This window comes from Rhizobium sp. G187 (assembly GCF_051549525.1).
GTDB lineage: Bacteria > Pseudomonadota > Alphaproteobacteria > Rhizobiales > Rhizobiaceae > Allorhizobium.
Map to the genome: position 1 here is coordinate 134,213 of NZ_JBPUGM010000003.1, position 12,406 is coordinate 146,618.

At 60.3% G+C, this 12,406-nt stretch carries 13 protein-coding genes; 7 read left to right on the plus strand and 6 right to left on the minus strand.

From position 1 onward, the window contains the following. Positions 1-34: 34 nt before the first annotated feature. Genes ACSV9I_RS09820 through ACSV9I_RS09830 form a run of 3 tightly spaced genes read left to right on the plus strand, consistent with a single transcriptional unit; the run spans position 35 to position 2,834 of the window. Positions 35-937: a carbohydrate ABC transporter permease gene (locus ACSV9I_RS09820; RefSeq protein ID WP_438328680.1), complete on the plus strand. Its 903-nt coding sequence runs from the start codon at positions 35-37 to the stop codon at positions 935-937. Next, a complete protein-coding gene (locus tag ACSV9I_RS09825; RefSeq protein WP_438328681.1) occupies positions 934-1,761 on the plus strand; it encodes a carbohydrate ABC transporter permease in 828 nt (275 codons plus the stop codon). The genes ACSV9I_RS09820 and ACSV9I_RS09825 overlap by 4 nt, the downstream gene beginning before the upstream one ends. Then, positions 1,758-2,834 (plus strand): ABC transporter ATP-binding protein, encoded by a 1,077-nt coding sequence (locus ACSV9I_RS09830; RefSeq protein WP_438328682.1) that lies wholly within the window; start codon positions 1,758-1,760, stop codon positions 2,832-2,834. The genes ACSV9I_RS09825 and ACSV9I_RS09830 overlap by 4 nt, the downstream gene beginning before the upstream one ends. Positions 2,835-2,843: 9 nt before the next feature. Here ACSV9I_RS09830 and ACSV9I_RS09835 read toward each other — a convergent pair whose 3' ends face one another. From ACSV9I_RS09835 to ACSV9I_RS09855, 5 genes are all read right to left on the minus strand, one after another. Then, positions 2,844-3,758, minus strand: a complete 915-nt coding sequence (locus tag ACSV9I_RS09835) for an SMP-30/gluconolactonase/LRE family protein (protein ID WP_438328683.1) — start codon at positions 3,756-3,758, stop codon at positions 2,844-2,846. A 157-nt stretch (positions 3,759-3,915) separates the two neighbouring features. Continuing rightward, positions 3,916-7,116, minus strand: a complete 3,201-nt coding sequence (locus ACSV9I_RS09840; RefSeq protein WP_438329129.1) for an efflux RND transporter permease subunit — start codon at positions 7,114-7,116, stop codon at positions 3,916-3,918. Positions 7,117-7,163: 47 nt separating this feature from the next. Then, positions 7,164-8,138 (minus strand): efflux RND transporter periplasmic adaptor subunit, encoded by a 975-nt coding sequence (locus tag ACSV9I_RS09845; RefSeq protein WP_438328685.1) that lies wholly within the window; start codon positions 8,136-8,138, stop codon positions 7,164-7,166. A gap of 14 nt (positions 8,139-8,152) precedes the next feature. Beyond that, positions 8,153-8,353, minus strand: coding sequence for a YgaP family membrane protein (locus ACSV9I_RS09850; RefSeq protein WP_054156884.1), 201 nt, complete (start codon positions 8,351-8,353; stop codon positions 8,153-8,155). 124 nt (positions 8,354-8,477) lie between these two features. Beyond that, positions 8,478-8,795: an ArsR/SmtB family transcription factor gene (locus tag ACSV9I_RS09855; protein WP_054156885.1), complete on the minus strand. Its 318-nt coding sequence runs from the start codon at positions 8,793-8,795 to the stop codon at positions 8,478-8,480. 128 nt (positions 8,796-8,923) lie between these two features. Between ACSV9I_RS09855 and ACSV9I_RS09860 the strand changes: the two genes are divergently transcribed. The 4 genes from ACSV9I_RS09860 to ACSV9I_RS09875 all read left to right on the plus strand — a co-directional run bounded on the left by ACSV9I_RS09860 (position 8,924) and on the right by ACSV9I_RS09875 (position 11,305). Then, the gene (locus tag ACSV9I_RS09860) at positions 8,924-9,256 is read left to right on the plus strand and encodes a TIGR01244 family sulfur transferase (RefSeq protein ID WP_438328686.1); all 333 of its coding nucleotides are present in this window, start codon (positions 8,924-8,926) and stop codon (positions 9,254-9,256) included. 89 nt (positions 9,257-9,345) lie between these two features. Next, on the plus strand, positions 9,346-10,269 hold the full coding sequence (locus ACSV9I_RS09865; protein WP_438328687.1) for a MarR family transcriptional regulator: 924 nt from the start codon (positions 9,346-9,348) through the stop codon (positions 10,267-10,269). A gap of 150 nt (positions 10,270-10,419) precedes the next feature. Further along, the gene (locus ACSV9I_RS09870) at positions 10,420-10,890 is read left to right on the plus strand and encodes a chemotaxis protein CheW (protein ID WP_054156888.1); all 471 of its coding nucleotides are present in this window, start codon (positions 10,420-10,422) and stop codon (positions 10,888-10,890) included. A 181-nt stretch (positions 10,891-11,071) separates the two neighbouring features. Beyond that, positions 11,072-11,305: a hypothetical protein gene (locus tag ACSV9I_RS09875; protein WP_082352397.1), complete on the plus strand. Its 234-nt coding sequence runs from the start codon at positions 11,072-11,074 to the stop codon at positions 11,303-11,305. Between the two features lie 11 nt (positions 11,306-11,316). Here ACSV9I_RS09875 and ACSV9I_RS09880 read toward each other — a convergent pair whose 3' ends face one another. Next, the gene (locus ACSV9I_RS09880) at positions 11,317-12,405 is read right to left on the minus strand and encodes an alginate lyase family protein (RefSeq protein WP_245281379.1); all 1,089 of its coding nucleotides are present in this window, start codon (positions 12,403-12,405) and stop codon (positions 11,317-11,319) included. Position 12,406: the final 1 nt, after the last annotated feature.

The following is a 12,406-nucleotide window of genomic DNA, read 5'->3' on the forward strand; positions in this document are numbered from 1 at the left end:
TGACCGGAGACATAATGCTTCAGCGGAGACTGCGATGCGCAAGATCCTATCCAGCCTGACCGATGGACGCGGCTTCGACATCGCCCTCGTCGCCTTTCCACTCGGCTTCCTGTTTCTCATGGCCGGGCTGCCACTGCTTTACAATGTGCTGATGAGTTTCCAGGAAGTCGACATGTTCTCGCTCGGCACCTTCTTTCGGCCGTTTGTCGGATTGAAGAACTATATCGCCCTGTTTTCCCAGCGCGAAACCTGGCCGATCTTCACCAATACCGCGATCTTCGTCACCGCCTCGATTGCCGGTCAGTTTGCCATCGGCTTTGGCCTTGCACTGTTCTTCTGGACGAATTTTCCCGGCGCTTCCTGGCTGCGCGGTCTCTTTCTCGTCTCCTGGGTCATGCCGGGCCTCGTCGTCGGCGCCATCTGGAACTGGATCCTGTCGGGCGATTTCGGCGTCTTGAACTACTTCCTGCGCGAGAGCGGTATCATCTCCGCCAACATCTTCTGGCGCTCGGACCCGAACTATTCGCTCTGGGCCGTCATCATCGCCAATATCTGGCTCGGGACATCCTTCAACATGATCCTGCTGTCCGTCGGCCTGTCGGGCATTCCGAAGGATCTCTTCGAAGCAGCCGAACTCGATGGTGCCAATGTCTGGCAGCGCTTCTTCACAATCACGCTGCCGATGATGCGCTCGACCATCGGTGCCGTCGTCTCGCTCGGGCTGATTTTCACGCTGCAGCAGTTCGATCTCTTCGCCGCGATCACCGCCGGCGGGCCGAACAATGCCTCGAATGTCGCGCAGTACTGGGCCTGGGACCTTTCATTCAAGCAGTATGACTTTGCGCGTGGGGCGACGATTTCCGTCATCATGATCGTTTTCGTGATGTTTGCCTCCCTCGTCTATGTCCGCTCCACCCGGCAGGAGGTGCGTGGATGAGCGACACTCTCCGCAACAGATTGATGCTGGCCATCGCGCTCGTCCTGGCCGCAATCTATCTCTTTCCCCTCTACTGGATGTATATCACCACGCTCAAAAGCGGGTCGGCGATGTTCGCCACGCCGCCAAGCTTCTGGCCCAGCGAACCGCAGTGGGGCGCCTATCCTTATGTCTGGGAGAGCCGAAACCTCGCCCGCTACATGTGGAATTCGCTGGTCATCGCCTTTGGCGCGGTCGCGCTCATCACGGTGCTCGGCACGGGCTGCGCCTATGTGCTGGCCCGCTATCGCAATGGCTGGGTCGATGTCGGCCTGTTCCTTATTCTCATGCTGCAGGTTCTGCCGGCGTCGCTGATGATCACGCCGATCTTTGTCGGCTTTTCGCAGATCGGCATGCTTGAGATGCCGCGTCTGGCGGTCATCATTGCGATCGCCGCGAAAAGCATGCCCTTCTTTGTCGTGCTTGTCCGAGCGACCTTCATGAGCGTGCCGATGGAACTGGAAGAGGCAGCTTTGGTCGACGGCAATTCGCGCGTCGGGGCCTTCTTCCACATCGTCCTGCCGCTTGCCCGCAACGGCATCCTCGTCTCCGCGATCCTGATCTTCATGCAGGCCTTTGGCGAGTTCGTCTATTCGAAGTCGATCATCCAGGCGGTCGAGTACCAGCCGGCCAGCGTCGGCCTGAATTCCTTCATGGGGCCGAACACCAATGAGTGGAACAACATCATGGCCTTCGCCACGATCTATGTGACCCCCATCCTTGCCGTCTTCGTTCTTCTGCAGCGCCGGATCGTGTCCGGTCTCACGTCTGGAGCCCTTAAATGACCCATCAGATCGAACTCTCCGGCGTCAACAAATACTACGGCGCCTATCACGCGCTGCGCGATATCGACCTCAAGATCCGCAAGGGTTCCTTCGTGGCGCTGGTCGGCCCCTCAGGATGCGGCAAGTCCACGCTCCTGCGTTCGCTGGCAGGTCTTGAAAGCATTTCGACGGGGGATCTTGTGATCGCCGGTCAGACGATGAATGGGGTGCCGCCGCGCAAGCGTGACCTTGCCATGGTTTTCCAGTCCTACGCTCTTTATCCGCATATGACGGTGGAGGAGAACCTCACCTATTCGCTGCGTATTCGCGGCGTGAAGAAGGCCGAAGCGCGCAAGGCGGCGGAAGCGGTGGCGGTGACGACAGGCCTCTCCAATCTGATGCATCGCTATCCGCGCGAGCTTTCCGGCGGTCAGCGACAGCGCGTGGCAATGAGCCGGGCGATCATCCGTAATCCCAAGGCCTTCCTGTTCGACGAGCCTTTGTCGAACCTCGATGCCGCTCTCCGCGTCCATATGCGCAAGGAAATCCGCGCACTGCACGATCGGCTCGGCGCCACCTCGGTCTATGTCACCCATGACCAGGTGGAGGCTATGACCATGGCCGATCATGTCGTCGTCATGCGCCAGGGCGTGATCGAGCAGCAGGGTGCCCCGCTCGACCTCTACGATCGCCCGGTCAACACCTTCGTCGCCGGCTTCATCGGCTCTCCGGCTATGAATTTCATCCCGGCCACGGCCGGTCAGGACGGACGCTCTCTCCAGCTCGATCTGGGTGGGCCGCAGACGATCCGGCTCGACCGTCCAGTGCCGGCCGTCGAACGTCTGACACTTGGCCTGCGTCCCGAGCATCTGCGGCTGGTGCCGGAGAGCGAGGCCATGCTGAGGGTACCGGTCGGGATGATCGAAAGCACGGGATCAACGACCTACATCACCTCTGCAACTGATCCTGAGGTCAATGTCGTCGTTGGGGAACGCCAGATGTTGCGTCAGGGAGACATGATCGGCATCGCCTTTGATCCGGCCCATCTGCACCTCTTCGATGATGCCACAGGCAACCGGATCGAGCCCGTTTGAGGGCAGCAATCAGGGGCGCTGCGCGCCAGTGGTTGCCGTGTAGATCGCATAGAGCGAGGTCGATGCGGTCATGAACAGCCGGTTGCGGCGTGGGCCGCCGAAGGTCAGGTTGGACACCGCCTGCGGCACCAGGATCTTGCCGAGAAGGCGGCCGTCTGGCGCAAAGCAATGCACGCCATCGGCAGCGCTCGACCAGAGGTTTCCTTCTGTGTCCGTGCGTATGCCGTCGGGAATGCCCTTATCGATGTCGACAAAGACCCGGCCATTGGCGAGCCGCCTGCCGTCTACCACGTCGAAGACGCGGATGTGGCGGGGGGCTTCCGGTGCATGGCTTGCGCCGGAATCGGCGATGTAGAGCCGCGTTTCGTCGGGTGAAAAGGCAAGGCCATTCGGCTGGAGGAAGTCGTCGACCATGATCTCCAGCGCGCCAGTCTGCACATCGAGGCGGTAGACGTTGCGCGTCGGCTGTTCCTCGGCTGCCTTGTAGCCTTCATAGTCCGAGAGGATGCCGTAGGACGGGTCAGTGAACCATATGGCGCCGTCGGAGTGGACGACCACGTCATTGGGGGAATTCAACCGTTTTCCGTTGTGGCTGTCTGCCAGTGTCGTGATCGTGCCGTCCACTTCCGTGCGGATGATCCGGCGGCCGCCGTGTTCGCAGGACACGAGGCGGCCCTGCCGGTCGCGGGTATTGCCATTGATGAAGTGGGATGGGCTTCGGAACACTGAAACGCCGCTGCCGTCGACATAGCGCAGGACTTGCTGGTTCGGGATGTCGCTGAACAGCAGATGCTGGGCGTCGTCGAACCAGACCGGGCCCTCGGTCCAGCGGCAACCGGTATGCAGCTCTTCCAGTCGGGCACTGGCGACGACCAGATCGCGAAAACCGGGGTCGAAGATTTTGTAAAAGGGATTGTCCGACATGGTCTTTTCCTGCTGACAAGGGCGGGGGCCAGATGCGCCTCGAATTCATAAGCACAGCCAGTCGCAACCACAAGGGCAGGTGGTGAGGCGTATGCACTTGGAGTGATCCCGGCCTCGACCTCCCCCGGTTCAAGGGGAGATGTCGAGGCCGTTGGCGTCAGGTTCTCAGAACCCGATAGATCGCCGGGATGACCAGAACGGTCAGCAGCGTCGAGGAGATCAGGCCGAAGAGCAGCGAGATCGCGAGACCCTGGAAGATCGGATCGGTCAGGATCACGGCGGCACCGATGATGGCGGCAAGCGCCGTCAGCAGGATTGGCTTGAACCGGATGGAGCCGGCTTCGATCAGGACGTCGGTCAGGGTCCTTCCCGAGTGTTCGGCATGGCGGATGAAGTCGACCAGAAGGATCGAGTTGCGCACGATAATGCCGGCGAGCGCGATGAAGCCGATCATCGAAGTTGCCGAGAAGGGCGCGCCGAACAGCCAGTGTCCGCCGAGGATACCGATGAACGTCAGTGGCACCGGGGTCAGGATTACCAGCGGAACCTTGAAGGAGCCGAATTGGGCGACGACGAGGATATAGATGCCGAGAAGCGCGATCATGAAGGCGGCGCCCATGTCGCGGAAGGTCACCCAGGTCACTTCCCATTCGCCGTCCCAGAGCAGGGTCGCCTCGTCTTCGCTGTGGGGTTGGCCGTTGAGCGAGATCACTGGCTTCGGCAAGCCCGTCCAGTCCTGTGCATCAATCGCTTTCTGCACGGCGAGCATGCCGTAAAGCGGTGCCTCGAAGGCGCCGGCAAGTTCCGCCGTCACCATTTCGGCGCTGACGCCGTTGTGGCGGAAGATCGGCAGCGAGGTCTTTTCATCCACCACGCGCACGACGTCGCCAAGCTCGACCACGCCCCGGTCGCCGGGGAGTGTGTTGGCCGGAATTGGCGTTGTCAGAAAGGTCTCGTCGATCACCTTTTCGCCCTTGGCCCGCTCGAGGCGGATCGGGATTGGCGGGCGGCCTTCGCCACGATGGGAGTAGCCGATCGTCTTGCCATTCGACAGGATCGCGATGGTGTCGAAGACATCGCCTTCCTCGACGCGGTAGAATTCGGCGTCATCGGTCGAAACCAGCAGCCGCTTGCGCGGAGCCTCGACGCCATAGGAGTTGTCGACGTCGACGATAAAGGGCACCGACCGGAACGCGGTTTCAACCTTAGCAGCCACTGCGCGGCGGATGTCCGGTGTCGGTCCGTAGATTTCGGCGAGCAGAGTGGCCATGACCGGCGGCCCCGGTGGCGGCTCAACAACTTTGAGGCTGGTGCCGGCCGGGACATCGAGGGTCTTGATCCGCGCGCGGATATCAAGGGCGATGTCATGGCTTGACCGGTCCCGCGCCGATTTGGGGCTCAAGTTAACCGCAACGTCGCCCTGATGGGGGGCGGCACGCATATAGGAATGGCGGACGAGTCCGTTGAAGTTGAAGGGGGCGGCGGTGCCCGCATGGGTCTGGACCGTCATGACCTCCGGCAATTGCAGCGTGATCGCGCCGATTGCCTGGGCAACGGCATCCGTTGCCTCGACCGATGCGCCTTCCGGCAGGTCGATGGTGACCTGCAGCTCCGACTTGTTATCGAAGGGCAGGAGCTTAACGGTGACGTGCTGCGTGTAGAAGAGGGTCAGCGAGCCAAGGGTCAACAGACCGACCAGCAAAAGGAAGGTCCAGCTGCGGGCCTTGGAGGCCAGGATCGGCCCGGCGACGGCTGCATAGCCGCGACCGAGCAGGCCTCCTGCATCATCACCATGACCACTCCCGGCATGGACGGGCGCATTGCCCGAGACTTTCAGCATCAGCCAGGGCGTGACGATCACGGCGACGAAGAAGGAGAAGATCATCGCGGCCGAGGCATTGGCCGGAATGGGACTCATATAGGGACCCATCATGCCTGAGACGAAGAGCATGGGCAGGAGGGCGGCCACGACCGTCAGCGTTGCAACAATCGTCGGGTTACCAACTTCCGCGACGGCTTCGATGGCGCCTCGCTCACGGCTGCGCCCGTCGCCCATGCCCCAGTGCCGGGCAATGTTCTCGATCACGACAATGGCGTCATCGACCAGGATGCCAATCGAAAAGATCAACGCGAACAGCGAGACGCGGTTCAGCGTGTACCCCATCAGCCAGGAGGCAAACAGGGTGAGCAGGATTGTGATTGGAATGACGATGGCAACCACAAGCGCTTCACGGCGACCGATCGCCAACCAGACCAGCGCGATGATCGACACGGTGGCAAGGCCCAGATGATAAAGAAGTTCATTGGCCTTCTCATTGGCCGTTTCCCCATAGTCCCGGGTGACCTCGACCTGGATATCGTCCGGAATGAGTTTGCCCTTCAGCGCTTCGACGCGTTCCAGAACGGTTTCCGCAACGACGACGGCGTTCGAGCCGGCCCGCTTGGCGATGGCGAGCGTTACGGATGGGGTGCGCTCGATCGCATCACCTTCGCGTCTCAGGGTCGAGACCCGAGCCTCGGCCGTGTCGGTCGCAAATTTGATCGAGGCCACATCTCGGACATAAACGGGGCGCCCATCCCGGGTGGTGAGCAGCAGATTGCCGATGGCGAGTGGGGTCGACAGCGTCTCGCCGGCGATCACGTCGATCTGGTTGCCCTGATCGCGAACCTGTCCGGCCGGCATTGCCGTGTTAGCGCCGCCCACCTTTCCGGCCAGCTGCTGCAGGGTAATGCCGTAAAGCGCCAGCTTTTCAGGCTGTGGCGAGACCCGGATGATTTCGCTGGTCTCCCCGACGAGATAGGTCAGGCCGACATTGTTGACCTTGGCGATTTCGTTGCGGACTTCGCGGACGATCCGGGTGATATCATTGGCGCTCACACTGGCAGCTGCGCCGGCATCCGGGGAGAAAGTCAGCGTTACGATGGCCACGTCGTCGATGCCACGCCCGACCACCTTCGGCTCGGCGATGCCGACGGGAATGCGGTCCATATTGGCGCGGACCCGATCATGGACGCGCAGCACGGCGGCATCGGCGGATGTGCCGACGAGGAAGCGTGCGGTGACCATGACCTGGTTGTCCATCGACTGCGAGTAGATGTGCTCGACGTCGTTGATGCTTTTGACGATGGTTTCGAGTGGCTCGGTGATCAGCTTTTCAGCATCGGCGGCGTTGAGGCCGGGTGCCTGAACGATGATGTCCACCATGGGCACGGAGATCTGCGGCTCCTCCTCGCGCGGTAGCGAGATGAGGGCGACGAGGCCGAAGGCGAAGGCCGCGATCAGGAAGAGCGGAGTGAGTGGCGACCTGATGAAGGCGCGGGTGAGGGCGCCGGCAATGCCGAGCTTGCCCTGCGGCATGTCCGTCAAGGGTTCGGTAGTGGTGGCGTTGGTCTTGTCGTCGCGGCTCATGGCGTCACCACGATGTCGCCGGCGGCAAGGCCGGTCAGGATCTCGACCTGTGTTTTTCCGTTGAGCTTGCGTTTCTCGCCGGTGACAACGGTCCGCTGTACGGTCGCCTCACCTTCGCGCAGAGTAAGGAAGTCGACGCCGGCCTTGCTGGTCAGGGCGTTTTCTGGAACCAGCAATGCCTGCCGCGCGCCGATCGGCACGTCCACGGGGACGCGGGCGGCGACATAGCGGGTATCCAGCCCTTGGACTTCGACATCGGCCGTTACCCGCCCACCTTCAATCGAGGGATAAACCTTGGCAAGGCGACCTGTCAGGGCGTCTCCAGCCGTTCCGATGCTGATTGATGCGCCTTCGACAAGACTTGCGGCATGGCGTTCGGGGATGGCCAGACGGAGGAAGAAACCACCACCGGCGATGGTCGCGATCGTTTCGCCGCCCATTACCACCGACTGGCGCGTGACCGGGACCGAGATGATGCGGCCATCGGCCGGAGACAGCACAGCCCCTTCTTTCGCTTGCTGCAGGAGAAGGGAGCGCTGAGCCTCAGCCGCGCCGATCTGGTTTGTCGTGACGTCGCGCTGCGTGCGCAACTGGTCCAGACGTTGGGCTGTGATTGAGCCGCTGCGCAATAGGCGCTCGGCGCGGTCCAGTTCGACATCGACATCCCGCAGCGACGCCTGGAGGCCCAATAGCTGGGCCTCCACGGCCTGGACCTGGAAGTCGATCTTGTCGTCTTTGATCCGGGCTATGATGTCGCCGGCCTTCACCTGATCGCCTTCCGTAACGGCCAACTCGATCACGGTTCCACCGATCCGGGCCCGTGCTGCAACGCTGTTGCGGGGCTGGATCTGGCCGTAGACGGCCTTGGTTTCTGCAATCTCGACCGGAGCCACCACCATTTCGGCTGCATGAGCTGCAGACAAAGCCATGGTGGTCGTGGCGAGGAGCAGCGTGATCAGGGACCTGTTCATCTTGTCTGTGTCCTTCAGAAAGCGCTGCCCGACCGCAGGCCGAGCTTGCGGAAAACAATGGCCGCCGGGCAGAAGCCGGTGAACGCCGACTGGATCAAGTTGAACCCGATAAAAGCGGTGAGCCAGACGAAACCGGGATGAACGAAGTGGGTGAGAAGCAGGGACAGGAAAATCATGACGCCTGCAAAGATGAGGATTGCGCGATCGAGAGACATGGGTTTCTCCTAAACATTCATATCTACGATATTATGTATATATTAGATCCACAAAAGTCAAGCCGCTGGACAACCGCGTCTTCGAAGGGGGGCTGTGGTCGATTACAGTGCTGTCAGGCCGCGCTCAGGCGGCGCATTCACTCGACTGGCAAAAGTTGGCGTATAGCGTGGCGATGACGGCGCGCGCTGGCTCACTTTCGATCCGATACCAGATGGTCTGGCCATCGCGCCGTCCGGAAATGACCTTCTCACGCCGTAAAAGCGCGAGATGCTGCGAGACCGTGCTGTCCCGGATTCCGAGAAATTCTGCCAGCTGGCCGACTGAGTGTTCGCCGTCCGACAGGCGGCAGAGGATCAGCAGGCGATAGCGATTTGACAGCGATTTCAACAGTTCGCTTGCCAGATCAGCGCCAGCCTTCATTGCTTCAGGATCTATCTTCATACATACGAATGTATCGGTGCCTGAACTGATTTTCAAGTCGCCGGGGTCTCTTGAAAAAATATGTGATTAATAGTATATACGAAATAACGTAGATTTATTTCCATTTTCAACCTGGAGGCTGTTTCGTCATGAGCATTCGCAGTATCGATCAGAATTTTCATGTCACGGGACAGCTTTCTCCGAGCCACCTCCAGCAGGTGGCGGAAGCGGGCTACAGGACTGTGGTCTGCATGCGACCTGACAATGAGGGGTTTGAGCAGCCGCGTTTTGAAGACATGGAGAAGGCTGGCTCCGCTCTGGGGATCGAGTTCATCCATATTCCGGTCATCCCGGGCCAGGTTTCGCTTGATCAGGCTCGCAAGCTGAAGGACGTGCTTTCTGCCAAGGATGGTCCAGTGCTGGCTTACTGCGCCTCCGGCCAGCGCTGTGCGGCCGTCTATCAGATGACCGGCCTGGTCTGATGTCTTGCCAAGACTGAATCGCGATATTTCGCACTCGACATAGGGTGCACTTTTCTCCTTCATGCGACACTAGGTTGTCGGAGGAGCGCATGGCGGATCCCAATGCAGTGCCGGACGTTTCTTCGGCGCGATCGCGATTGCTCCATTCAAGTGTCGAGCAGCATGGGGACCATCCTCTCTGGCTTCGCGCTGCACGGTTGATGGACCAGCCGAATTTTTCGCAGGTTGCCTTCGACTATTGCCGCAGCATGACGGGAGCGCAGGCTCATGCGTGGCCGAGCAACAAGATCTTTGCGCAGAAATTTCGCTATATCACCTGCTATACGCTGGTTGCCATGCATGCCCAATATCTGTCCGGGATCGCACCACCGCCCACGATGAAGAGCCTTCAGGCCGCTGTCCCCAGCAGCCCGCGGCAAGTAAGTGAGCTCATCTCGGGCTTGCGGGCCGGTGGCTATGTCCGTGCCGTCCAGAACAACAGGGATCTGCGAACGCTCCGACTTCAGCCATCAGATCTGCTGATTGCGGAAGTCGCGCGCTCGCCGCTTGCATTCCTTGAGGCGGCCGGGCAACTGGACGGGGTCAGCGCTTCCTCGGCGCAGCGATTGCGTCAGGATACGGCGACGCTCGCCCGATGCCTGGCCGTAGCCCAGAGGGCCTTTGTGGAGGCCGATATCTATCTTTCGCCGTTTCGTATCGTCTCTGAGTTTACCGACCATGACAGCGGCTATCTGGTTCTGTGCGCCGTCATCGGCGCCTCTCTCGCCAGTCATGCCGAAGACGGTGCCTGGGATCTACCCCTGACCTACCAGTCCTTGGCCATGCGTTTCCAGGTTTCCCGCCAGCATATCGGCAATCTGTTGAAACGGGCTGCCGAGCGCGACATGTTTTTAATTCGTGCTGGTCGGGTGGACACGATCGACCCGGATCTCGTCTGGGAATTTCAGACTTGGTGCGCAGGACAGATTGCTCTTTACGCGGGCCTTGCGGAGCAAAACCTCGGCAATTCCTAAGGCCCAGCATATCCAGTGGATATGCGTAGTTGTTTTAGAGATTCTTTAATTGCCCGCGGATAGAATCACCGTACCGGTTCAACAGATGGCGGGTGCAGACAGACTGCACCCCACAGAGGGTGAGCGGCTTGCTCACGGGAGAGACTGCGGATGAATTCCCATTCAAATGCTGCGGATGCACTCGAAATCATCGCTTTCCGGCTTCATCAGCAGGAATTCTGCGTGAAGACCACGTCGATCCGCGAAATTCGCGGTTGGGCTCCGGTCACGCCCATTCCGCATTCGCCTTATGAAGTACTGGGCGTCATGAACCTGCGTGGAACGGTCATCCCGATCGTCGATCTCGCGGTCAAGCTCGGCATGCCGGCTGCTCAGGCGACCGAGCGCAGCGCCGTAGTGGTCACCGAGGTCAACGGCATGACGGTTGGTCTTCTGGTAGATGGCGTTTCCGATATCCTTACCGTCGCTGGAAGCACATTGCAGCCTTTGCCTGCGGCAACCGGTTCGAGTGCAGCATTCTCGGATGGTATCATTGCCCACGAGAAGAGCATGATCTGCTTCCTTAGCCTGGAACGCATGTTCGGCGAAGATGATCCGGCCTCCTGGGGCATGGCTGCCTGATGCGAAGGGCGCGGCTGACACTTAGCCGCGCATTTGACTGGTCTCGCTCATCCTTTGTTCAACATGAGCAAAGACAGTCCGGCCCTCGGATGCAACGTTCACGCGAAATTGTGACTCCTTTAAGTCTTTGCCGCCAGAAATGGCGGCAATTCGCTTTTAAAAACGTAGTTTTCGGACCATCATGATCTTGGAGGATCCCGAGGTGCCGCAGCCAAACAATACTACTCTGACGGACGACCTGTTGAGCCGTCTGCAAGACGCCCTTGCCGGAACGCACGGGCGCGCGCTGGAATGGGATTCCGTGAAGGCGCTTGTCTCCCTCGAAGTGTCAGATTGGAAAGAAGATCAAGGCATTGCGCGCGCACCGCGCAATGTGCCGTTGATCGGCCACAAGATCCGCCTTACCTCAGAGTAAGCATCGCCCGCTCAGTTGCTGGCAGAGATGGTGCAGCTTACCTGTCGATTGGCGTAGAGATCGGTGAGATTGCCGCCGAGCTTGGAGTTGGACAGATCCCGGTATGCCGCGAACTGTCGCTCGAACATCTCGTCGCCGGTCAGGGCCACATAGGGCTCCATCCACGCGAGCGCTGACAGGTTCTCCTTGATGCCCGGTTTCACCGTCTGACTGCGACCATTGATCTTCTGGACGATTGTCGGATCCTTGACGGCTCTCACCGAGAACCTCGCCATGGTCGCGAGCTTGTCAAAGTCGGCTCCCCCCTTGCCATAACCCTGGTCACACAGGCGCGCCACCGAGGTCATCAGCGGCGACATGGCGTGAAGCTGGTAGTGCAGGGCATATTGCTTGCGGTTCATTTCCAGCGGCAGACTGCCATTGGCAGACGCACCTTCGATCATTGTGCGGTTGCTAAGGATCGCCCATTCGACGAATTCCCTGTTCTTGGTGAGGTTGCCGACTTCTCCGACGGCAAGGCTTGCCCAGGCGCGAAGATTGTTGCGGCTTGCGCCCTCAGTCGCTTCGTTGTCGAAGAAGTAGACGGTCTCCTTCGCACGACGGCTCAGCCAGTTTTCAATCACCTTCTGCTTGATCTCGAGACCCGGCACCGTGTTGCGGACCTCCGCATAGGCAATGGCAATGCCGCCGATCCGCGAGGGCACCGCCAGCTTGGCATTGAAGGTCCGCATGTCATTCAAGGCATCGGCGGAGGCCCATTTATGCACGGCGTCGATGACGCAGCGCTGATGGGCACGCTTGATGGTCGGATCATCCTTGGCTGACGCGCGGGTGACTTCGCGTGACAGATTCTGGATGAACTTGTCGATCGGCTTCAGGGCTTTGGTGACGGCTGCATCGGACTCCTCGTCGAGATCCGTTCTTGCCTTGGAGGCCGCCTCGTAGCGGCTGCCGAAACCGAGGCTCATGACCGGCTGCGGAACCGTGAAGCACACGTCTGACGCCGCTTCGGCCTCTCGGGTGGCCAAGGGCGTGAGGGACAGGGCGAGGACTGTGCCGAGGACGATGCCGCAGCCTTTTCTGGTCATGGATAGGGGCAAG